The organism is Prevotella sp. LCP21S3_D2 (assembly GCF_052118345.1).
Lineage (GTDB): Bacteria > Bacteroidota > Bacteroidia > Bacteroidales > Bacteroidaceae > Prevotella.
In genome coordinates this window covers 36,147-59,004 of sequence record NZ_JBQKHJ010000011.1, presented here as the reverse complement: position 1 = coordinate 59,004, position 22,858 = coordinate 36,147, and the positions used below count along the sequence as shown (strand labels likewise).

Here is a 22,858-nt window from a genome sequence, read left to right as displayed (position 1 = left end):
TCTATCTAAAGGCTTTATAATGTTTTTATATAAGGGACACAGAGGCTTGGCAACCATCTATATATCTTGGATGGTTGCTGAGACAAAATCCTCATGTAAAATATGCAATGTTAGAAAAGACTCAGCTGTTTCGTATCTTCGATAACGTATCCAGTAAGTGCCTTGGGCTTGTTGTCAAAGAAACAGTATGCCCCTAATGCAGAAATAATATTTATGATGAAATTCGAAACAGACCTGTGACGTGAATGTACTATCTGAGCCGTATTTTTCAACAGGTCATTAATCGTTTCAATGATGTATCTTTTGCGTAGCATCATCTTGTCATAGAACGGCATTAGTTTGTTCTTCATGTTCAATCTCAGTCCTGTAACCAACTGGATGCCTTCCTCAAAAAGCAAATCGAAGAGTTTTTGCGAGATATAGCCTTTATCTGCAAACAGCTTGCCATACAGACGTTTAGCCAATACATCGAATACCGCTGGATCTTTGTCGCTAACGTTTGCACCAGTGAGAACAAAAGCAATTATCTCACCTCTATCATTACATCTGCCAAAAGCACGGAGATTCAGGAAGAACATGAGAGGGAAGAATACGCGACTTTCAAGTTCTACAAAACGGTTATAAGACACTGCATTTGGAAAATATGACTTCAATGTTCCTCTAATAAAGAATAGGTAATAATGCTTGAAGTTTCGGAACGAGCCGAAATGGAAATACAGCAAAATCGTCATGATTTCACTATCAGATAAAGAGGCTTTACGTCGTCTGCGCTTTACTCCATCTTCACTCAAAAGCAATTTTCCTGCATTTTCAGCATCAAAAACTTTGTAAAATTCATCAATAATACAAAATAATTCTGTAACTTTGTCCTTGGTAATCTCCATAATGATATCTTTTTATGTTTGTAACTAATTGGATTTCAACTACAAAGATACAAAAAATATCGGAGATTACCAACTTTTTTAGGCACTATTTCTTATCCCGAACTGAGGTAAACAATACACCATGCCAAAAAGGTGGAACGTTGTCCCACTTTTTGGGCATGGTGCATTGTTATTGGCAAGGAATGCCCGTAATGTAGCCTTGTCTTTTGACATTAGTCGAAGAAGAAAAATCCATTTGACATTCGAAGACGATTGAAAGGATTGTTTGTGGCAATCTCTTTCAATGAAAAGTTGGGATCGAATACTTGACTTATCTTCAGCAAGTCTTTTATCGTCCTCGACTTTTGCGCCGTGGTAGAGTTGCTTGTGCCAAAATATTCACAGATGTCATTCGATGTCAAGCTTAGTCGGGAGTCCTTGCTGAATATGAAGTTGATGCTGCATATGGTGTAAACAGCTGCTGCTGCCCAAATCTCTAATCTTCCAGACTGGAGAGGATTGGTGCGTTTCCTTCCAAGTTTCTGTATCAGCTGGGTGCATAGTGTGGCACATTCCTCGTCCAACTTCTCGTTGCAGAAGTTCACAGCAAGTTCTGTTACCTTCACTTCTCTTTCTTTCAATTCTTTTTTGTCCATATTTTCTGATGCCTTTTATTTTTATTCAATAATCTTCACCTCGAATGGTTCATGCGTCTAAATATATTTATGTAATGCTTTCAAAGAAATACTTACTCCTTGAAATCCAAAGATGGCAAGTCTTCGTTGCCGTCAAACTTGTCGAAGTCGGAGCGGAAAAGGCGGTCTTGGATGATGCGGTATTTTTCAAACTCAGTCTCGGCATATTCCTTTGCATACTCTGCCGTCACCTCCCCAGCGTCTTTCAAGACGGCATCTCCACCAGCTTCTAAAACGATATCTATACGTTTCGCCCAATCCTCCATTGTCATGGGAATGTGACGGTCTGCCATGCGTTGGGCAAAATCCAAAATGGTGTTGACAAGTTTTCCCATATCATCAAGCTCCGATTCCTTGAGATAGTTCTTAGCTATGCTCACATCTGCTTTTACTATTTTTCCGTTGGGAGCTTTCTCCCATGTAGTCAACCCCATGTGTTCCTTGTCAGCATCGGCACGGTCAACGATAAGTTCTGCCGCAGTATGACCATGTACGGCAAAATGCATCTTGTTTTGCATTTTCTTATAAAATAGGCGGGTCGTTGGTGCATCCTTATTGTAGTCGATACTTGTGGCATAGATGTCCGTCAATTTCTGGTAGAACCGCCTCTCGCTCATTCTGATCTCGCGAATCTCGGAGAGCAGGTGCTCGAAGTAATCCTCCCCGATAAACGATCCGTTCTCCATTCTCTTCTTGTCTATGATGTAGCCACGCAGTGAGAATTGGCGGATGACATAAGTACACCATTGGCGGAACTGGGTGGCACGGATGGAGTTTACACGATATCCTACACTGATAATAGCATCGAGGTTGTAGAATTTGGTTTGATACGTCTTGCCATCTGAGGCAGTTGCCGAGTTTTTCTCGGTAACTGAATCTTCCTGCAGTTCACCAGACTTGAAAATGTTCTTTAAGTGCAAGCTGATGTTATCGGTTGAGCAGTCAAACAATGTCGCCATTGCCTTCTGTGTAGCCCACACCGTCTCGTCTTTATACAATACCTGTACGCCTTGTTCCTTACCCTCTGCCACGAAGGTAAGAAACTCTGCAGTGCTGTTACGTATTTCTTTTTTCTTTGCCATTGCTTGTGATTCTATTATTTTTCCATCGGTCTTGGAGCAAACTCTGTATGTAGGGTCTCCATCGGATGCTCTTTGAGGTCGATGAGGATGTTTGGGGTATTACCATTGGCAATGATCACCTTGATGCCGGCATTCGCTACATCCTGGGCGGTCTTCAATTTGGAAATCATGCCGCCTCTGCCGTGGCTACTCTTCTCATCGCTCACATATTCGCTCACATCTCGGTCGTAATATACCGAAGGGATGATGCGAGAGGTTGGGAGAGATGGGTCGCCATTGTAAATGCCATCTACATTGGAGAGCAAAACGAGGGCATCGGCATTCAGCATTCTTGCAATCAAGCCAGATAATTCATCGTTATCCGTAAACATTAGCTCGGTGAGGCATACGGTATCATTCTCGTTGACGATAGGGAGTACGCCATTCTCCAACATCAGTTCCATACAAGCCTTTTGGTTCTGATACTGTTCCTTGGCAAGGAAGTTCTCCTTCATGGTCAATACCTGTCCCACCTTGATGTTGTATTCTCTGAACAGGTCATAATACAATCTAATCAGCTTGCCTTGACCTACGGAAGAGAACAGCTGTCGCTGCTCTACACTGTCCAGCTGGTGGTCTACCTGCAATTCGCCCCTGCCTGCCATCACGGCACCAGAAGATACGAGTATCACCTCGTAGTCGTGCCTTCTCAACCAAGCCAGTTGGTCAACCAAAGCCGACATTCTAGTTACGTTCAAATGTCCATCCTCTCGGGTCAGCACGTTGCTGCCCACCTTTACTACTATTCTTCTCATGCTTGCATTTTAAAAATTATAACCGATACTAACGAAAAAGGCATCTTCATCTACACCATAGTTTCCACTTATGTCGTAACCACAGTTGATGTAAAGATGTTTTTTATTAAAGCCTACTCCCATTCGGCATCCAAAATCAATTTCATCTTCATCAAATCCGTATGCAAGGAAAGGACCCATAAAAGGTTGGATTGACATATTCTTTTTAAGATGTATGTGATAGGATAATAGGGCTGGGGATAAAATAGAGTGATTATCCCAATCAGAATAATATCTGTTGGTGTAATATAATCCAGTCTCGATATAGAATGGAAGTTTTGCTATACTGAAACTAGCAGCTAAGCCTGCGGTAGGGAAAACTTCAATGTTGGAACCATCCCAATCTGTTGGGGCAAAAGTGATACCTCCTCTAACTCCGAGTATCACTTTTGGGGCATTTGCCAATTTCTGTGCTTTCACACTATTGCCAATTAAGAGCAATAGTGTGAGTGTAAATATCATCTTATTTAATTTCTTCATCTTGCTTCGTTTTTCACTTAACCCCGTCTTTTTCCCGAATCTCTACTCTTCGAATCTTGCCGGAGATGGTCTTTGGCAATTCATCTACGAATTCGATTATGCGAGGATATTTATAAGGGGCAGTCTCATGCTTCACATGATCCTGCAGCTTCTTGATGAGGTCAGGGCCCGCCATACTCTTGTATTCATCCTTCAGTACGACGGTTGCCTTGACTACCATACCGCGGATTGGGTCAGGAACACCGGTGATGGCGCACTCTACTACGGCAGGGTGAGTCATCAGGGCATTCTCTACCTCGAAAGGACCTATGCGGTAACCCGAGCTCTTGATCACGTCGTCGATTCTGCCCTCAAACCAGAAGTAGCCTTCCTCATCACGCCAGGCCATATCGCCCGTGTGATAGAAACCATCATGCCAAACCGATTTGGTCTGCTTTTCATCACGATAGTAATATTTGAAGAGGCCGATAGGCTTGTCATCGCCGATGCGGATGCAAATCTCACCTTTTTCACCATCCTCGCATTCCGTCATGTCTGGACGGAGAATGTGAACATCATATTGTGGGTTAGGCTTGCCCATGCTTCCTGGCTTTGGTTTGATCCAAGGGAAGGTTCCGAGTGTCATCGTGGTCTCTGTCTGTCCGAAGCCCTCGTAAATCTGAACACCAGTAAGCTTCTGGAAGGTTTCTGCCACGGATGGGTTCATAGCCTCACCCGCAGTGGTGCAGTATTCAAGACTGCTGAGGTCATACTTAGAGAAATCCTCCTGAATCATGAAGCGGTAGATAGTAGGAGGGGCACAGAAAGAGGTGACATGATACTTCTCAATCTGGCGCATGATCTTATCCGCCGTAAACTTCTCGTGATCGAAGACGAAGACGGTGGCTCCGGCAAACCATTGTCCGTAGAGCTTGCCCCATACAGCCTTGCCCCAACCGGTATCGGCTACGGTAAGATGGATGGAGTTCTCATGGAGATTGTGCCAATATACACCCGTGGTCAGATGACCGAGCGCATAGAGGTGATCGTGTGCCACCATCTTTGGCTCGCCTGTGGTTCCCGATGTAAAGTACATCAGCAGGGTATCTTCGTTAGAGTTTACATGCTCCGGACGAACGAAAGGAGCACATTCGTTCCATTCCTTCATCCAGTCGTGGAAACCTTCAGGGATATCCGGACCGATACTAATCAATGTCTTGACAGTCGGACTCTCTGGCATTGCCTGATTAACCTGCTCTACCACGTAATCATCGCCGCAGCAGATGATAGCCTTCACGCTTGCTGCATTGTTGCGGTAAACGATGTCGTGCTTGGTAAGCATGTGGGTGGCAGGGATGGCTACGGCACCCAACTTGTGGAGACCGAGCATGGCAAGCCACCACTGATAGTGACGCTTCAGAATCAGCATCACCTTATCATCGTGACCGATGCCGAGACTCTGGAAGTAAGCAGCAGCCTTGTCGCTCTGCTCCTTCAGGTCCTTGTATGTAAAACGGATTTCTTCGCCACGTTCACTTGCCCAAAGCAGCGCCACGTGGTCTGGTTTGATCTTTGCCCATTCGTCCATCACGTCGTAGGCAAAGTTGAAATCTTCTGGTATGATAAACTCCAGATGCTCCTTGAAGTCTTGCTCTGAAGTAAATTTTGTCTGTTTTAGAAATCTCTCGATCATAGTTACTCTTCTAGATAATTATACAAAGGAACTTGGCAGGCTCATTGTTGAGTGAGCGGAAACAATGCGACTTTCTACTGTCGAAATAGATGCTGTCGCCCGGATTCAGCACCATCACCTTCTCTTCGATGGTTACTTCGAGCTGTCCCTCAATCACATAATCATATTCCTGCCCGTCGTGTCCGTTCTTGTTCGGCTTCTTGTCGCCTGGCAACGGATCCACCTGTACCATGAACGGATTCACCTTTCTATCCTTGAATCCTACGGCAAGGCTCTGGTATTTATACTGGTTGTTGCGGTCTATCTCCGGTCCCTGTCCCTTGCGGGTAACGTAGTATCCCTTCATGCGAGGTTCCTCTCCGAAGAGCAATACGTCAAGGTCGATGCCGTATCGCTTAGAGATTTTTGACAGGCGATAAACAGAAGGATCCGCCTCACCGGATTCTATCTTGAGGTAATGATCAAGACTGATTTCGCACAGTTCTGCAATTTCCTCGGCAGGAATATTGAGAACCTCGCGGAGACCTTTCAGCCTTTCACCGATTTGTTTGATTGCTTCATCCATAGTGCTATTCTTTTTAGTTGTTCCTGGCGAAGGTATATTGCAAACCTTCGCATTTTGGGGCAAAATTACGACTTTTTGTTGATATATCCAAACAATCTGCTGATAAATTAATAGATTAAAGTGATATTTATGTATAAGAGCATAAAACTATTAGAATGCGCAGACTTCATCTTCCATATACCAAACTTGTTTTTCTTTAGCATATAGTTTGAATCGTTGGACCCAGGAACAATGCCTGAAGATGTCTTTCTCAACAGGAAAGCATAATGAATTGCAAAAGGCAATCATAGAAGAGTTTGGTGCTCGGTTTGCACCTGGTGCCGAATGTCTTTATGTGGGTGATACAACAGAGAAAGACCTTGTAAAGAATGAGCAAAGACTCTGCGAGTTGGGTTTTGAGATAACATTGCATGATAAAATGCCAGATGTGGTTCTCTATCGGGAAGATAAAGATTGGCTTTATTTTATAGAGTCTGTTACTTCCGTAGGTCCGATGGATAACAAGAGAATAGTTGAACTTCAAGAGTTGACAAAGAATGTGAAGAGCGGTAAAATCTTTGTTACGGCTTTTCTAGATTTTAAAACATTCAAAAAGTTCTCGGAGTCTCTTGCTTGGGATACGGAAGTGTGGATGGCAGATATGCCCGACCACATGATTCACTTGAACGGTGATCGATTCTTGGGACCAAGATAATTTTCGTGTTATATGTGAAAAATGCTGCAAGAACTCAGATTCTTGCAGCATTTTTTATATATGGTTATTTCTTGTCTTTCTTTTTGAACAGCCCCTTGCCTTTATTGAACAATCCCTTTACGCCATCGCTGGCAGCTTTCACAGGGTTCTTGGCTGCCTCCTTAGCTGAAGGGGCATCTGAGCCGACAGTAACGTTCTCCGTTTGCGGCTTAGAACCAGGGTATGTGATTGTATAGGTATATTTGTTCTCGCTTTTCTTTACAAACTCATGGCGTATAGTTCCACCAGTTCCGCTCTTGGTAGAGAAACTCTCCTTGTTGCCTACTTTCTTGTAGTTAAGGACTTTGTCCCACTCTTCTTCGCCGCAGCCATCCATGAGAAAGCGCATGTTCTTGGTGTCCAGCTTTACCCAATAGCCGCCTACATCATAGGTGAATTTTCTTACGTCCTGTGCGTTAGCCGTAAGAGCAAATGTGCTTAGTACGGCAAATGTTAATAATAATCGTCTCATAATTTCATTTGTTTTTGATTAAACATATTGTTATTTAACTTCTTTCCAATCAATGAGTCCTTTGCCCATGTCATCTAATTCTACAGCTACCCCTATAACTTTTCGGTCATCTGCCAAGAATGGCTTGAGATAGCCGTTGTCAATCATTTGTTTTTCGGCAGCATTTATCCCTCCGTTGTTTGCTAACTTTAGTTCCATCACATAGATGAAACGAGAGGTGGAGGCTACGATGTCTATCCTGCCAGTTGATAGCATGTGTTCTACTTCTACTTGGCAGCCTATGGCATTCAGTATGGTGCTGATGATAAGGCGATAACGCTCCTCCATGTCCATACTTACCAATTTCTTATTGCTGTATGGGACATTTGAGATGAGAGATTTCATACACTGCTTGGCTTCTTCCAAATTGCCATTATTCATACTGTGCATCAACCTACTTTGTATGGAGACAATATCCGTGATGTCCTTCTGGGTCAGTGCAGGCAATACGGCTTTATAGAGAGCCTTTCTTACTTCCTCATTCGGAAAGCCTAAAGAATATCCATCTTCATCAAAACCCTTGATGGTGAGATAACCTGTCTGATAGAGAAATAGTTCGGAACCGCCTTCTATGACATCTGATGTCTCCAGTGTGTCTTTGTCGATGTAGCAATCTTCGAAGTCATGAAGGCGTAACTCCATGTTGTTTACGAATTTATTCAGCATGGAAGTGGCGCCGGATGAAATCCAATAGTTGCGCAGACGCAATTGGGAGAGGGCGTTGAGCAAGCTGAACGGATTGTAGATGTCGGTCATGTTCTCATCGCTGAAATGATAACCGTCATAATAGGTCTTCAACTTGTCGTGTGCTTCTTCAATGCTGCATTCCATCTTATCTGCCAAGGCTTCCAACTCTGGGGCGAAGTTGACTGTCATTTCTTCCTCGGTGATGCCACAAAGAGGGGCAAATTGTGGGAGAAAGCTGATGTTTGTCAGATGGTTAAGTACAGAGAATAGGGATATCTGGGTAAACTTCGTGATGCCTGTGATGAAGACAAAGCGAAGTACATTTCCTTTGAGTTTGAGTACGGAGAATACAGAACGATAAACTTCAGTGCAACCTTCATGCTCTGGTGTCTTCCATGAATGCTGCAAAGGGGAATCGTATTCGTCAATCAGTACCACTACTTGCTTACCTGTCTTTTGATAGGCTGTGTCAAGGATAACTTGGAAACGTACGGATTCGCGAAATGTCTCTTTAGGCTTGATGCTGTATAAAGCTTCATATTTCGAAAACTCAAGATTGAGATAGTCTTTGATTTCGGCAGCAGTAGCACCTGCACCGCTCATGTCAAGTCTGATGACGGGATACTCAGTCCATTCTTCTTCCAGTTCCATAATCTTCAGCCCATCAAAGAGTTCTTTCTTGCCTTCGAAGTAGCATTGCAAGGTATCTATAAGCAGAGATTTACCGAAACGACGAGGACGGCTCAGATAATTGTATAAATCACCTGAGTGAGTAAGTTGCCATACCAAGTCGGTCTTGTCAACATATAAGTAGCCATCCTTGCGGATAATGCTAAAGAATTGTATGCCTGCTGGCAATTTCCTTGTGATCATCTCTGCCATAGTCTTTCTGTTCTTTTATTCTTTGGCAAAGATACATTTATTTTTCCATTTATCCAAGGATTATGTGCAATAAATGTAGTTTGCTATCTTATAAAACATAAAAAATGCAGCAAGAGCATAAAACTCCTGTTGCATTTGCTTTTTTTTATGGGTTGTTTGCTATATGTCTTCTATCATCTACAGATAGATTTTATTTTTTTCCTGCCAGCAAACCATTGATGACAGCGCTAGTAAAGCCGCCCTGTTCCATGGTGTTGAGGCCCTTGATGGTGCAGCCGCCTGGAGTAGTAACCTTATCAATGGCAGCCTCAGGGTGTTCGCCTGTTTCCTGAAGCAGCTCTACGGCTCCCTTGATGGTCTGCAAGACAATCTTCTGGGCATCCTTTGCCTTGAAGCCCATCTCTACGCCGCCTTCCACATTGGCTCTTACATAGCGCATGGCGTAAGCGATGGCACACGACATGGCGGTGGCAGCAGGGAAGAGGCGTTCTTCCATGATGAGGCTTTCGCCCAATTCATCGAAGATTTCTGTAATCTGCTGGATTTCTGTGGCAGATGCATCTACAGGAGTGATGAAGGTCATCGACTGCTTGTAGGCGATGGCGATGTTTGGCATCACGAGGAAGAAGGTTGGGGTGATACCATCCTTGTCTAACCACTCCTTGATGTTGGCTGATGGTACACCGGCAGCAACGACTACGAGTTTCTGATTCTTGTAGTTGAGTGCCTCCTTGATTCCTTTCAATGTCTTCTCCACGCACCATGGCTTTACTACCACGCATACGATGTCTGCGCCGTGGCAAGCCAACTGGTTGTCGAGAGTTACGCTGGCTCCTTCGCTTGCGAAGTGATCCAATACTGGTTGGTTATGGTCTGATACCGTAATATCTGATGGAGTGAACTTCTCGCTCTGCAAGAGTCCTTCAGCCATAGCACCGCCCATGGCACCTGCTCCGATAATTGTTATTTTCATTGTCGTCTTATAGTTAAAATGCAATTATGGTGCAAAGATACTACTTTTATCTGAAAATAGCGTGTCTATAGACGATTTTTTAAGAAAGTACGCCTGTTTACTGACGATATTTTAAGAAATTCGCTAGTTTACTCCCATTCTGGAAGTATCTACGTCCTTGGTTCTCTTTTCCTTGTACTTGCCTATCTTATAGATGATGGAGATGGAGGCAGATGCCCAATCTTGCTTGATGTTCATGTGGTAGTCTTGATTGCCTTGTACTGATTTTGTAGAGAATCCCTCGTTGAAGATGTTGCTGCCTTTAACCACAATGCTCCATTTATCATTATCGGGAGCCCATCTCAACATAGCAATCAAGAGAAAGACTGATTTGATGTCATAGAGTCCTTGAATGGCTTTTGACTGATAGAATGGGTTAAGTATGAAATGGATGTGATGGCTTCGGCTAAGCTGGGCGGATAGATTTCCGGCAAGAATGGCAGAGATATGTTTGCGATTGAAGGGCAAGTCAAAGAAATCGTTACTCTTGTCATGTCTGTAGATTCCTGTTGCCGAAACACTTCCGTTCATCCAATTGCCTATACCGAAAGTCGTCGATGCTCTAATGCCCATAGTATGGTTATAGTCGAAATTGGTCTCCTTCATAATGACTGCCAGGCGGTCGGTAGTCTGATAAGGCAACTGCACAGAATAGTTGGGTTGGAACTCTGCAAATGCCATCAATGCATGGCGACTTTTGATAGTCCACATCAGGTTGGTCTCGTATGTAGAGTAAGGCTTGAGATGAGGATTTCCCCATATCTCCATATAGGTAGAGGCATAGTAAATGCTGCTCATAGTTGACCAATAGCTAGGAAACTGTGAGCTGGAACTGAAGGATAAGTTGAGTATGTTGCCAGGATAGGCTTTCCACGATGCATTAAGTGTGGGATAAATATGCCATTTGTTCCATTGTGGAGAATGGTATTGCTCTGCTTCGACAGAGGCTTCCAAGCTGATTCGCTCGTTTATTTGTTTGCTTATGCCGCCATAGAAACTCAAGATTCTTTCTTTGATATTCACCTGGCTGGTTGCATCTGGAATGTCTGCTCCATCCTTGTTGGTCGTGGTTTGGTAGCTTCTGTTGTTGCTGTTTTGGAATTTCATACCATACGACAGTTCCCAACCCTTCTTCAATGAGTGGGATTGATCGGCGGTGAAAAGCCATTTGTCTATTACCTGCTTGCTGTTTGTGTATAGAATACGTTCTTCGTCAAGCATCGTTCCTTCCAGATATTGCTGGCTGGGATTTTGGTAGTTGAGATAGGATATGCCTATTTGTAGTCCAAAGGGCAGGTTGTAGCTGGCATCTACATTGTGCAGGTAGGTATGTTCATTGCCCTGTTGCTGGGATGTGCCTGTTCCCATCGTTTCATGATGAGGATGACTGCTGTCCCATTTTCCTGTATATGCCAGGGATAGCTGGTGGTTATCAGCAAATGCATAACTCAGTCCCAAGCGATAGTTGTGAGTCAATCCAAGGGTTTTCTGTGAGGTCTTGTCATGATACGCTACTCGCTTTCCTTGAAGCGGATGATTGGCATTGGTAGTAGTTTCACCGTATGATGTTCCATCTGTAAATGAATACATGGCATCCAGTCCGAATTTTCCTTTTTGGAACAGCAGGTTGCCTTTGCCTTCCCCTTCTCCGTATTTGCATTGGCTCCAGATGCTTTGTATTTGTCCTGAAAGTAGGTTCTTTCCTACATAGTCTTTGGTAATCAGGTTGATGACCATTCCACGAACATGTAGGCGTGCTAGCGCTGCCAGCATCACTTCGGCTTTGGCTAATTGTGAGGCGGGCATGGCTTTTAATCGCTCTGCCAGTTGTGCGTAATTGAGCGTGGTTGGTTTGCCGTTGATGATGAGAGTCAGTTCCTTTCCTGCATAATTGATGTTGCCGTTTAGTTCGTTTACTCCTGGTATTCGGGTAAGGGCATCATAAGCGTTGTCTGCCGGCATTTTCTCTATGAGCAGTGGCATGTTGTAAACCAACTGTCCTCTTTCTGCCTTGACGATAGGACGTGTCGCCTTGACGAAAACCTCTGGCAGGTTTTGCATCATCATCTGGGTGGTAAGCGTGTCTTTTGCCTCTTCGTTTTGAGCGCAAAGGGACTGGCTCAGCAATAATGCTGAACCTAAGATAAAATTTATTTTCATGTATTTATGTGAGTTTGATGGTTATTGCTTGAGCTGCTCTTTGGCTTTGGATATGAGTTGCGCTGCCTCTTTTTTATCTTCTAGTCTGTTTGCATTTGCTAAGAACATCTGGAGATGCTGTTTCGCTTTCAGCTTGTTTTTGGAAGCGATGAACATTTGGGCGGCATTGTAATGGTTGAGAGGATTATCTTCCTCATCGTATAAGGTGCATAACTCAAAGTCACGGGCAGCGTCTGCATATCGGTTGTGTTGAAAATGTAAGTCGGCTAACCATTTATAGGTACGCAATGCTCTGCCTTTGGGTAAGGAGACTTCTAACGACTGATTGAAATGAGCCATAGATAGCGAATCCATGTTGAGGGCTTTCTCTGCCAACGCCAAATGGAAAAGGCAAGTGGCATTGTCACTTTTGAACTGAACAGCTTTCTGGTAATGTTTCAGCGCCTTTTCATTGTCCGGTTGGTCCTCATAACAGAGACCAAGGATGAAGTTGGATTCAAAATTATCAAAGCCTTGCGCTATCAACTTTTCATATAATGGTATAGCTTCGTCATATTTGAATTGCATGAATAGGGAATAGGCATATTCCTTGTTGATATACAAGTTCGTGGAATCACATTTGTAGATGTAATTCTTTGCAACTTTCTCGGCTCTGCCAGGTTGGTTTGCTCCATTGTAATGAGAGGCAAGTGAAGCAATAATCTCGCTGTCGTATGGAAATGAAGAGGCTATGCGCTCGCCCCAGAGAGAAACCTTGTCATTGTTGTTCTGATTGAGATATGCATAATAGAATATTCGCATGTCTTCGTGGTTGATGCTATCTGATGGAATCTTGTCAAGGCAAGAAATGCAGGCGGTGTAGTTGCCTACTTTCCGATAGCAGGAAGCCAGTTTTCTGCGTGCTTCCAGGTGAGATGGATTTGCTTCCAGATACTTTTGGTAGTATTGGGTTGCATGAAACACATCATATCTACTCAAACAGCTATCTCCTTGTTGAAGTAGATTAGCTGTAGTCTCGTTGGCCTTGGCATTCATTGCCATACATAGGCATAATATAAGGAACAATCTAAACTGTTTCATCGTTTTTGCTGATTATTTCTTTCTTACTTCGGGAGTGAAAACGACAGGCAAGGTAAACTCCATGTTGACTTCCTCGCCATCGGAGAGTCTGGCAGGCTTCCAATGAGGGCTTCTCTTGAGAAGTTCAATCACAGTCTGCTCGTAGGCTTTTACTTTGGGAGCTTCGAGAACTTTAAACAATCCCAATGTTCCATCCTTTTGCACGGTGAAGTTGATGACTACTCGTGCAGGCTTGTCTTCCAATCCTTTAGGATATTGGATGTTTGTCATCACCCATCTCAAGAAATCGTTGATGTCGCCATTGCCGTTGAAGACAGGCATCTGACCACCTTCCGGCAAAACTGCTATCGTCTTTAACACATGGGGTTGTGATACGCTTTGCGGTTTGAACATAAGGATGAGGGCTATACCTATTATTGCTATCACGCAAGCGGCAATCCCAAATACCTTTTTATATAAATGTGATTTTGTGTATCTTGTTTCCTGTGCTTTGCCCAGGAAATAAGTTTCTTCCTGATTGTTTTTTCCTTTCATACCTTTTACGATTTTATGGAATTGTCTAAAAGTGCTTTTAATTGTTTGAGTGGTTCCTTGCTGACGTGCAGGGTGAATTTCTCGCTAAACCGCTCGTTGTACAAAACTAGTTCTGAAGTATTGAGGTTGATGCTGAAAATATGCTGACTATTAATAATGTAGTTTCTGCCAACACGGGCGAAGAAGTGTACCGTTTGGGCAAGTTGCTCTACTATTTTCTTCTCAAAGGCCACAAGGTTGAACGAGAATGTGTATTCATCGCCGTTGGTGAGTCGGAGATTGCAATAGCTTCCTTCCGAACAGACGTATGCTATCTGTTCGGAAGCCACTCTGAGCAAGAAGTTGGCATTTGATATGATGAGATATTCTTCCATACTGATAAGTTTGGTGCAAAGATAAGCATAATATTTAAAATGTATGGCTGGAGGTATCGTGTTTTTTGTGAACCAGTGGACTTGCTTTGTGGAGAATATGAAGTCAAACTCCAGATATGACTATCTATTTAAGGTGGTCTACTAAAAATATGACTAAACTTCAGGAAAGTCAACGTGAATTATAAATAAGTTTTAACCGAGTCAACTCGTCTTACAGATAAAACTAAAAGTGGTCACCTAAAATCGTTAAACCACAAAGGTTTGCCATCCCACGTACTTGAGCAAGGATGACCGACGTAATGAACAAGAATGACCGACGTAATGAGCAAAGATGACCGACGTAATGAGTAAACATGCCCGGCTGTGCCGGGCACATTTGCCCAAGGCTTCGGGTAAAACTGGGCAACGCCTTTGGTGAATATCCTTGATGCCATGGAGCTGGCTCAAGAACCCTAGTTGCCTGACCTGGAGCGTGGCATTAGGTGGCATTAGGTGACAATAAAAGTACCGCTTATTGCCACGCATTATTCGTTTATAATCAATGAGTTAAATTCATGTGTGGCAGATGTGGCAATAAAAAAAGAAAAACATTTTTCTTGTGTATAGTGAACTTGCTGGCCAAGGCGATTTGCAACATTGTAGTTTCTTGACGATATGAGGTAGGAAGCGTTAGTAATCTTTTGTTACTTTTATTCAAAAGTAGAGACATTTAAGGTGATTTTTCGAGTTATCGGGCTAAAAGACTACAAAATGTTTGGTTAATCAAGAAAAATACCTTAACTTTGCCACCATAATTAAAGGGAATAGCTTATGAAAGGTAGAAGATATCCTCTCGGAATACAGACTTTCAAGAATATCATAGAGGGAAATTATGTATATGTAGATAAGACCGACTTAATCTATGAGTTGGTGCATGAGAAGAAATATTGCTTTCTGAGTCGTCCTCGACGATTCGGAAAGTCACTCCTTGTCACAACCCTACAAGCATACTTCGAAGGAAAGAAAGAGCTATTCAAAGGACTAAAGCTGGAAGCTTTGGAAAAAGATTGGGAGAAACACCCCGTTATCCATCTTGATCTTAGCAAGGGGAAATATTATAATATGGAAAGCCTGATAGAAACTCTTGATAAGATTCTTGAAACATACGAGGATTTATACCAAATAACTTCTGTTAGTACCGAGGCTTTTAATGTCCGATTGATTCGCATCATCAATGCCGCCAAGCAAAAGACCGACAGGAATGTGGTTGTGCTCATCGATGAATATGATGCGCCGATGCACGACTCTATGAAAGACAAGGACTTGCAGGACAAGATACGTGACATCATGCGCAACTTCTTCAGTCCTTTGAAGTCAGAAGAGGACAATCTTCATTTTGTCTTTTTAACAGGAATCTCCAAGTTTAGCCAGTTGAGTATCTTCAGCGAACTGAACAATATCACGAATATCAGCATGTGGGATAAGTACAGTTCTATCTGTGGCATCAGCAAGGAAGAACTCTTGGAAAATTTCCACGATGACATAGAGGAATTGGCGCAGGCCAATGATATGAACTATGAGGAGGCCTTAGCTGAGCTGAGATATAATTACGATGGCTACCACTTTAGTGGGAAAGGTGCCGATATGTATAATCCTTACAGCATGTTCAATTGCTTAGAGACCCATGAGTTTGATAGCTATTGGTTCTCTACGGGTACTCCTACCTTCCTGATAGAACTGCTTCAAGAGAAAAATGTTGATATGCTCCAGTTGGACGACATTTGGACAACCTCCGACCGCTTCGATACTCCAACAGAGAAGATTGTTGACCCTGTGCCGGTATTATACCAAAGCGGCTATCTCACAATCAAGTCATACAATCGTTTGGCGAAATTATACAAGCTTGCCTTCCCTAATGAAGAGGTGCGCAAGGGCTTCTCCAACAGCCTCTTCCGCTATTATGCCCCAGACGGCATGGGCGACCGTGATGCTATCTACATGGCATGGGCAAAGAACTTCATCCTGAGTGCCGAGGACAATATGGAGGCATTCCTCCCTCATCTCCAGACTTTCTACAAGAAGTTCCCATATACATTGGTCAACAACAACGAACGCCATTACCAAGCCGTGCTCTACACCATATTGTTAATCCTCGGATGTGATGTTACTCCAGAGATGCCTACATCTGATGGCAGAATCGACATGGTGCTGAAAACCAAGCGCAGCATCTATGTATTGGAACTTAAATATAAAAAGGATGCTGAGGCAGCGATGGAGCAAATCGACAGCAAGGACTATCTCGCAGCCTTCGCCGATGACAGCAGAAAGAAATACAAGGTGGGTATCAACTTCTCGGAAGACCGTCGAAGTATCGATGACTGGAAAGTGGAGGCATTGGCATAATACTGCTTGTGATGAATGGGTTAAACATCTTCTTATTACTATTTAAATATGAGGAGGTAAATATGGATAGATATCAAATTATACGTATAATCCATGACTATATGTCTAGGAAACCTGTGTTGAAGGCATGGATCTTTGGGTCTTTTGCTCGTGGTGAAGAAAAGGCTCAGAGCGATATAGATATTCTCTTTGTCCCCGATTTTGAGCATGGTTCGTTTACTTTGCTTACTCATGGAGGAATGTATGAGGATTTGAAGCAACTGCTAGGTCGTGAAGTTGACTTGGTTGTTGATGGCTCTTTGCGTCCGTATGCTCAGGAGAGTGTGGAACGAGATAAAATCTTGGTATATGAGAGAGCTAGTTAGGGAATTCAATGCAAGTCACCCGGAGATTCCTTGGAAACAGGTGGAAGGTATGCGCCATGTTTTGGTGCATGGTTATTCGCAGGTGTTACCTCGTATTCTTTGGGCAACAGCAAAAGAGAATATTCCCGAAATCAAGGCTCAAGTGGAGAAATACCTGAACGAGATAGATTGGGAACATTATTGTGGGGAATGACGAATCTGTTCAGCAATCATAACCAACCATTATATCAATGATGGAATGCCTCAGTCTGAGCGTTCTCCTTCTCGAAGACAATTCCTTCTTTTATGAGATGCAAGGCGGTTTGCAACTCCATGGCATTCTTTCGTCTAGTCCATTGTATTTTGAATTTAAACTGATGGGGGCTTCTCGCCCCCAAACCCCTCGGTGTTTTCTGGTATTAGATTATTTATTCTCATCTACCAGAAAATTACAGTTCTATGTTGAACTTGCGATCCTTCTTTTACATAGCTTCTACTTTACCATATCCGCATACCTCTTTACCATATCCGCCACTCCGATAGGTTTTCCCATATTTTCAAGTGAAAATTCCACTTCTATCCCTTTCTCAACAGCAGCAGATTGTGCGACTACGGCAAAAGTGCTACGCTCCGTTGCACTTTCTCATTATGCCCTGCATAAAAATCGATATGTCGGGCTATTTCTGTCCTGGCATGTTCAATTACTGCGACAGCATGTCGCAGTATCTCGGCATAATCGCAGTTCTCTATTGAAATCCAGTTTGTTGTCTGTTGTTGTCTTGGTTTTATGTTTGTTTACAGTTCATTTTTGGGAAACTGCTACAAAAAAGTAGAAAGTCCCTCATAAAAGTGTATGGATAGCTCGAAAAGTCCCTCATAAAAGTGTGTTAATCTTCTAAAAAGTCCCTCATAAAAATGTAATAGATTTTGCTATTTCATTGTTTTTCAGTCTTTTGCAGCAAGAATACAATAATAATACCATGAGTATATGAAGGAGATGATGTCGCATCGCAACCTTTTTGATGGCTTTTCTGTCTAATAACTAGACTGCAGTGTCAAGTATTTAGACAGATCATCTTATGGCCTTTTTCTATATATTCTGATAATCAGTCGCTTATGTTTTTGGCATAGCCGTTGCCTTGCTATTTTGCAACAAATAAGAATAGTAACAACATAAAGAATAATAAGACAATGAAAAGACTTGCATTAGTAGCATTCTTCAGTGGCATTGCCATAACACAGATGATGGCACAGAACATCAACGGCGAACAGATTTCCGACACGACCCTATTTGATAAGTTCTCCAAAGAACTTGGCGAAGTGGTGGTGAAAGCTCATCTTCCTCAATATAAGAAGACCCACGAAGGACTGCTGACCAACGTGGCAGGAACCGTGCTTGGCAAGATGGGTACGGCAGAAGATGTATTGAAGCATGTGCCGAGTATCGTGAAGAAGAAAGATGGATATGAGGTGGTCGGCAAGGGTACACCTATTATATATATCAACGGCAGGAAGATGCAAGACATCAGTGAGTTGGATAACATCAAATCTTCCGACATCAAGAGTGTGGAAGTCATCCAAAATCCAGGAGCCGCCTACGATGCTTCGGTAAATGCGGTAATCAAAATCAAAACCATCAAGAAGAAAGGCGAAGGCTTCGGCTTTGATACTCGCTCTGTGTATTGGTACAATAAGCATGACAATACCATCCAACAGGTTAACATGAACTATCGCCATAATGGACTGAATCTCTTTGCCACTTATAAGTTCTCTGATGCAACATGGATGCAAAAGGCCTCCTACAATCAGACTGTACATGTAGATACGCTTTGGCAACAGCATAACAACAACGAAGTAACAGGTCGTATAGAATCGCATCGTCTTATCAGTGGTTTTAGCTATGATTTCAATGCCAATCATTCCATTGGTGCGAGATACACCTTGACCTCGCCAGGCTATTCTCGCTCAAAAGATTTTTTCGATAGTCAGGTGACTGCCGACGGTAAGTTTTACGACTATATCAAAACCGATGGTCTGACGGTCGACAAGGACAGCCCTAGCCATCAATTGAATGCCTACTACAACGGCACATTGGGCAAGACCACTATTGATCTGAATACCGACCTCTATTTCAGTACAAACAGGGCTTATGCCTATAGCGATGAACAGAGCCAGGAGCACGATTCTCGTAACATCAACTCCAAGAATCGTGTGAGCAACAAGATGGTAGCTACCAAACTCGTAATTACCTCTCCTCTCTTAGGCGGTAATCTCTCTTATGGAGCTGAGTATATCAATACTCATCGTAACGATGACTACGAAGTGAATCGCACCGACCTCCTCGCCAACTCTTATAGCAAGTTGGAGGAGCAGACGGCAAGTCCATTCATCCAATATGCGCGCCTCACCCCGATAGGAAACATCACGGCAGGGTTGCGATACGAGTATGTAAGATTCAAGTATTATGATGCAGGCATCTATCAGCCCGAGCAGAGTCGCTCCTTCCGTAACCTCTTTCCTACCATCAGCTATGGTGCGAAGATAGGTAAGGTAATGGCACAGTTGAGCTATTCGGTAAAGACCTCTCGTCCTTCATATAGTCAACTGAGCAACAATGTATCTTATATGAATCGATTTACTCGCCAGACTGGTAATCCTTATCTCGACAACGAAACCAATCACAGAGTGGAATTATCGGGTGTATGGAAGTTCATCCAGTTTATGGTCAACTACAAGGACTCTCGCAATGCCATCATCTATTGGGCAGAGCAAATTCCTGAGGACGAAGCTATTACCATGATAAGTCGTAAGAACGTGAAGAGTCTCAAGAGCATGACCGCCTACATCAGTGCCGCTCCAAAGATAGGCATTTGGGCGCCACAAATCAACTTGGGCATGCAGAAACCCTGGTTCACCCTCCATACTGATGTGGCATCTTATCGCTTGAATCGTCCTATCTTCATGGGCAACTTCAATAATGCCTTCTCCTTGCCATGCGGCATCATCCTTAACGTGGATTATCGCTATCAGAGCAAGGGTAACACGATGAATGTATATCTTGCCAAAGAGCAGCATGTACTGGATGTCAGCATCAGTAAGTCATTCCTAAAGGATGCCCTTACCTTGGAAATAAAAGGCAACGACCTGCTTTACAAATGTTGGGATGCCGACTTGCTCTATAACCAGAAGATGGAACTCTTGCAAGTATCTAAGCGAGGTACGAGAGACCTGCAACTCACCCTTCGCTATAAGTTCAATACCACACGTAGCAAGTACAAGGGAACTGGTGCCGGTAATGCAGAGCTGAATCGACTATAAATATCTTTTATTACTTTTATTTGAAAGTAAAGCCATTTAAGATTATATTTTTTGAGGTAGGCTTGCACTTTTAGGCAGGAATGTTTGGAGATAAAAAATAAAAGGCGTATATTTGCAGCGTGAAAGTCGTTTAAAGTTAATGTTTTTATATTTAAGATATGAAAGAGAACAATAAATTAAAAGTAGTTCATACTACCTGGGAGGAGTTTCTTAAGGAGCATCCTGTAAATGAGGTAGTTGATATGCCATCTTTGCCTAATGGCTATGTGGCAAGGGTTGTGACTGTCAATGCGGTAAAAGTTTGATATAAGTTAAGGTTATAAGCTTATGGCTGTATTGAACAGGGAGTATGATAGTTTGGTTAATGTCATCCAGACTGATAGTATTATTATGCCGAGCATAGATGAGATTACTAAAAGTGGGCAGTTAAAATATACGCAGGTTTCATCTATGGTTTGGGATACAGGTGCAACCAATACCCTTATTTCTTCACAAGTGGTTGATGCGTTAGAGCTAGTTCCGTTGGAAGAAAGTCTTGTAGAGGGTGTTGGTGGAATAGTCAAGTCCTTGGTTTATGAGATAAGTCTTTATTTGGCGAATGACATTGTTTTCAAGAATGTAAAGGCACTTTGTAGTGACATTGGAGACTATGACCTTGTTGTGGGAATGGATATTATAGCTCAGGGAGATTTCGTTGTTAGCAATAATCAAGGAAAAATATGTTTTAGTTATCGTTATCCATCGAAAGGAAAGATAGTCTTGGAGCCTTAATAGCACAAGGGCATTTGCTGATATTGTCGGCAAATGCCCTTGTTGGCTTATATTGCAAATTCTTTATTCCACTATTTTCGCATACCTCTTGAACAGCTCCGCTACGCATTCACTCTCCGTCATCTTTATGGGGAAGGCATAGGCCAAGAGCGACAGCCAAAAATGTATCGGCTGCCGCTCTATTATTTGCTTTTGACATTTGCTTGCTCAATTAATCTTTTTTTCTTTTTCCTCACTAAATGCTTTTATCTCATCAGTAAGGACTTTCTGTAATTTCTCTTTCGGTACTATCAGCTGATAGTCTGCCACTCCGATAGGTTTTCCCATATCTTAAGTGCAAGTTCCACTTCTATAGCGTAGCTTCATCATTCAGCCCCTTGCTCAACAGTAGCAGATTGTGCGACCACGGCAAAAGTGCTACGCTCCGTAGCACTTTTTCATCATGCCCAGCGTAACGCTCATAAAATTTCATCATGTTCCAAAGTTGATGTGGCGAGACACCCATCTTCGGGTATCGTTCTTTTAGGTCTGCTGACAACCGTCTTACAACGCTGTCACCATACCCGCTTTCAATCTTGCGCTCATGAAGTATTTTTATACACCATTCCAATGTGAAACAAAAAAGCAGCAAACCGCAAAGGGCTTGCTGCTCACGATAGGAGTGATTCCTATTTCTTTTATGGGTTGAGTTTTCTTTATATCCTTATCTCAATGGTTTTATACTTCCTTCAATACGGTTTCCAATCTTCCGATGAAGTCATCCACATTCTCCTTGGTCAATACCAATGGAGGGAGGATACGGAGGATGTTGGTGCCGGCGCAACCGGTGAAACAGTGCTGCTCGTGGATGAGCTTGCTGCGAACTTCCTTGTGAGGAATGTCGAGTACGGCACCTACCATCAAGCCACGGCCACGAACCTCTGTGATATGGCTGTTGCGCTTCTGCAACTCCTTCAACTGGGCGATGAGATATTCGCCAACCTCATGCGCATTCTCTACCAGGTTCTCCTTCTCGAATACATCGAGAACGGCGAGAGCGGCAGTACATGCCAGGTGGTTGCCACCGAAGGTAGTACCCAGCTGACCATATACAGGAGTAAACTCAGGAGAAATCAACACGCCACCCATAGGAAAACCATTGCCGATACCCTTGGCTACGGTGATGAGATCTGGCTTGATGCCCAACCACTGGTGAGCAAAGAACTTACCGCTTCTGCCATAACCGCACTGGATTTCATCGCAAATCAGGAAAGTGCCGTATTTCTTGCAGGCTGCCTGCAAGCCCTGAGCAAACTCAGGAGTTACCATGTTGCAGCCACCTACGCCCTGAATAGCTTCGATGATACAAGCACATACATCGCCCTTGGCGAGTTCCTTCTCCCAAGCCTCCAAATCGTTGATAGGAAGATAGGTTACGTGACCATTATCATTGATAGGAGCGATGATCTTTGGATTATTTGTTACCTCTACGGCAAGGGATGTTCTGCCGTGGAAAGCCTTCTCTATAGAAAGCACGCGGGTTCTTCCGTTGGTGAATGAAGCCAGCTTCAAGGCATTCTCATTCGCCTCGGCACCTGAGTTGATGAGGAAGAACTGATAATCTTCATAACCGCTTATCTTGCCCAGACGCTCAGCGAGTTTCACCTGCAACTTGTTGATGACAGAGTTGGAATAGAAACCCAGGTTGTTCAACTGGTTGGTGAGCATCTCCACATAGTGAGGATGGCAATGACCGATGCTGATAACGGCATGACCGCCATAGAGGTCGAGATATTCCTGCCCCTTGTCGTCCCATACCTTGCAGCCCTGTCCTTTTACAATATTAATATCGAAAAGAGGATATACGTCGTAAAGTTTCATGTTAAATCTATGTTTTAAGA

At 43.2% G+C, this 22,858-nt stretch carries 22 protein-coding genes and 1 pseudogene; 7 read left to right on the top strand and 16 right to left on the bottom strand.

Features of this window, described 5'->3' with window-relative positions; genetic code table 11:
* Window positions 1-110 precede the first annotated feature (110 nt).
* The 7 genes and pseudogenes from ACTQ16_RS08995 to ACTQ16_RS08965 form a co-directional block, all read right to left on the bottom strand.
* Window positions 111-884 carry a transposase gene (locus ACTQ16_RS08995; protein ID WP_441937070.1) on the bottom strand — a complete coding sequence of 258 codons (774 nt, stop codon included), beginning with the start codon at window positions 882-884 and terminating at the stop codon, window positions 111-113.
* A gap of 212 nt (window positions 885-1,096) precedes the next feature.
* Window positions 1,097-1,519 carry a DUF6398 domain-containing protein gene (locus ACTQ16_RS08990; RefSeq protein WP_006847547.1) on the bottom strand — a complete coding sequence of 141 codons (423 nt, stop codon included), beginning with the start codon at window positions 1,517-1,519 and terminating at the stop codon, window positions 1,097-1,099.
* 92 nt (window positions 1,520-1,611) lie between these two features.
* On the bottom strand, window positions 1,612-2,640 hold the full coding sequence (locus ACTQ16_RS08985) for a virulence RhuM family protein (RefSeq protein WP_235391046.1): 1,029 nt from the start codon (window positions 2,638-2,640) through the stop codon (window positions 1,612-1,614).
* 26 nt (window positions 2,641-2,666) lie between these two features.
* Window positions 2,667-3,434: pseudogene (gene proB, locus ACTQ16_RS08980) on the bottom strand (glutamate 5-kinase); the annotation flags it as partial.
* A 9-nt stretch (window positions 3,435-3,443) separates the two neighbouring features.
* Window positions 3,444-3,953, bottom strand: coding sequence for a hypothetical protein (locus tag ACTQ16_RS08975; RefSeq protein ID WP_441937068.1), 510 nt, complete (start codon window positions 3,951-3,953; stop codon window positions 3,444-3,446).
* 13 nt (window positions 3,954-3,966) lie between these two features.
* Complete coding sequence (locus ACTQ16_RS08970; protein ID WP_441937066.1) at window positions 3,967-5,625, bottom strand: AMP-binding protein; 1,659 nt, start codon at window positions 5,623-5,625, stop codon at window positions 3,967-3,969.
* Window positions 5,626-5,635: 10 nt separating this feature from the next.
* Window positions 5,636-6,190: a helix-turn-helix domain-containing protein gene (locus tag ACTQ16_RS08965; protein ID WP_006847542.1), complete on the bottom strand. Its 555-nt coding sequence runs from the start codon at window positions 6,188-6,190 to the stop codon at window positions 5,636-5,638.
* A 208-nt stretch (window positions 6,191-6,398) separates the two neighbouring features.
* On the opposite strand from ACTQ16_RS08965, the gene ACTQ16_RS08960 reads away from it, so the two are divergent.
* The gene (locus tag ACTQ16_RS08960; protein WP_287622006.1) at window positions 6,399-6,884 is read left to right on the top strand and encodes a BsuBI/PstI family type II restriction endonuclease; all 486 of its coding nucleotides are present in this window, start codon (window positions 6,399-6,401) and stop codon (window positions 6,882-6,884) included.
* Window positions 6,885-6,948: 64 nt separating this feature from the next.
* On the opposite strand, the gene ACTQ16_RS08955 is transcribed toward ACTQ16_RS08960, so the two are convergent.
* The 7 genes from ACTQ16_RS08955 to ACTQ16_RS08925 form a co-directional block, all read right to left on the bottom strand.
* Window positions 6,949-7,395 (bottom strand): hypothetical protein, encoded by a 447-nt coding sequence (locus ACTQ16_RS08955; RefSeq protein ID WP_441937064.1) that lies wholly within the window; start codon window positions 7,393-7,395, stop codon window positions 6,949-6,951.
* Between the two features lie 30 nt (window positions 7,396-7,425).
* Window positions 7,426-9,003 (bottom strand): AAA family ATPase, encoded by a 1,578-nt coding sequence (locus ACTQ16_RS08950; protein ID WP_441937062.1) that lies wholly within the window; start codon window positions 9,001-9,003, stop codon window positions 7,426-7,428.
* A gap of 190 nt (window positions 9,004-9,193) precedes the next feature.
* Window positions 9,194-9,976, bottom strand: coding sequence for a pyrroline-5-carboxylate reductase dimerization domain-containing protein (locus ACTQ16_RS08945; RefSeq protein ID WP_298531074.1), 783 nt, complete (start codon window positions 9,974-9,976; stop codon window positions 9,194-9,196).
* 123 nt (window positions 9,977-10,099) lie between these two features.
* Complete coding sequence (locus ACTQ16_RS08940; protein WP_441937060.1) at window positions 10,100-12,175, bottom strand: outer membrane beta-barrel protein; 2,076 nt, start codon at window positions 12,173-12,175, stop codon at window positions 10,100-10,102.
* A gap of 21 nt (window positions 12,176-12,196) precedes the next feature.
* Window positions 12,197-13,255, bottom strand: a complete 1,059-nt coding sequence (locus tag ACTQ16_RS08935) for a tetratricopeptide repeat protein (RefSeq protein ID WP_235391053.1) — start codon at window positions 13,253-13,255, stop codon at window positions 12,197-12,199.
* Window positions 13,256-13,267: 12 nt separating this feature from the next.
* Window positions 13,268-13,789 (bottom strand): energy transducer TonB family protein, encoded by a 522-nt coding sequence (locus ACTQ16_RS08930; RefSeq protein ID WP_288770274.1) that lies wholly within the window; start codon window positions 13,787-13,789, stop codon window positions 13,268-13,270.
* A 5-nt stretch (window positions 13,790-13,794) separates the two neighbouring features.
* A complete protein-coding gene (locus ACTQ16_RS08925; RefSeq protein ID WP_235391055.1) occupies window positions 13,795-14,163 on the bottom strand; it encodes a LytTR family transcriptional regulator DNA-binding domain-containing protein in 369 nt (122 codons plus the stop codon).
* An 810-nt stretch (window positions 14,164-14,973) separates the two neighbouring features.
* On the opposite strand from ACTQ16_RS08925, the gene ACTQ16_RS08920 reads away from it, so the two are divergent.
* The 6 genes from ACTQ16_RS08920 to ACTQ16_RS08895 all read left to right on the top strand — a co-directional run bounded on the left by ACTQ16_RS08920 (window position 14,974) and on the right by ACTQ16_RS08895 (window position 20,978).
* On the top strand, window positions 14,974-16,545 hold the full coding sequence (locus ACTQ16_RS08920; protein WP_441937057.1) for an AAA family ATPase: 1,572 nt from the start codon (window positions 14,974-14,976) through the stop codon (window positions 16,543-16,545).
* 101 nt (window positions 16,546-16,646) lie between these two features.
* On the top strand, window positions 16,647-16,910 hold the full coding sequence (locus ACTQ16_RS08915; protein WP_246031356.1) for a nucleotidyltransferase family protein: 264 nt from the start codon (window positions 16,647-16,649) through the stop codon (window positions 16,908-16,910).
* Entirely contained in the window at window positions 16,894-17,103 is a 210-nt protein-coding gene (locus ACTQ16_RS08910) for a HepT-like ribonuclease domain-containing protein (protein ID WP_294970991.1), read from the top strand. Before ACTQ16_RS08915 ends, ACTQ16_RS08910 begins: the two co-directional genes overlap by 17 nt.
* 977 nt (window positions 17,104-18,080) lie before the next feature.
* On the top strand, window positions 18,081-20,207 hold the full coding sequence (locus ACTQ16_RS08905; RefSeq protein WP_337946726.1) for an outer membrane beta-barrel family protein: 2,127 nt from the start codon (window positions 18,081-18,083) through the stop codon (window positions 20,205-20,207).
* 158 nt (window positions 20,208-20,365) lie between these two features.
* Entirely contained in the window at window positions 20,366-20,512 is a 147-nt protein-coding gene (locus tag ACTQ16_RS08900; RefSeq protein WP_158556307.1) for a hypothetical protein, read from the top strand.
* Between the two features lie 22 nt (window positions 20,513-20,534).
* Window positions 20,535-20,978, top strand: coding sequence for a retroviral-like aspartic protease family protein (locus ACTQ16_RS08895; RefSeq protein WP_235391811.1), 444 nt, complete (start codon window positions 20,535-20,537; stop codon window positions 20,976-20,978).
* Window positions 20,979-21,327: 349 nt separating this feature from the next.
* Here the strand turns inward: ACTQ16_RS08895 and ACTQ16_RS08890 are convergent, their stop codons facing one another.
* On the bottom strand, window positions 21,328-21,516 hold the full coding sequence (locus ACTQ16_RS08890) for a DUF1016 N-terminal domain-containing protein (RefSeq protein WP_235391818.1): 189 nt from the start codon (window positions 21,514-21,516) through the stop codon (window positions 21,328-21,330).
* Window positions 21,517-21,695: 179 nt separating this feature from the next.
* Complete coding sequence (locus ACTQ16_RS08885; protein ID WP_287549069.1) at window positions 21,696-22,838, bottom strand: aspartate aminotransferase family protein; 1,143 nt, start codon at window positions 22,836-22,838, stop codon at window positions 21,696-21,698.
* Window positions 22,839-22,858 lie beyond the last annotated feature (20 nt).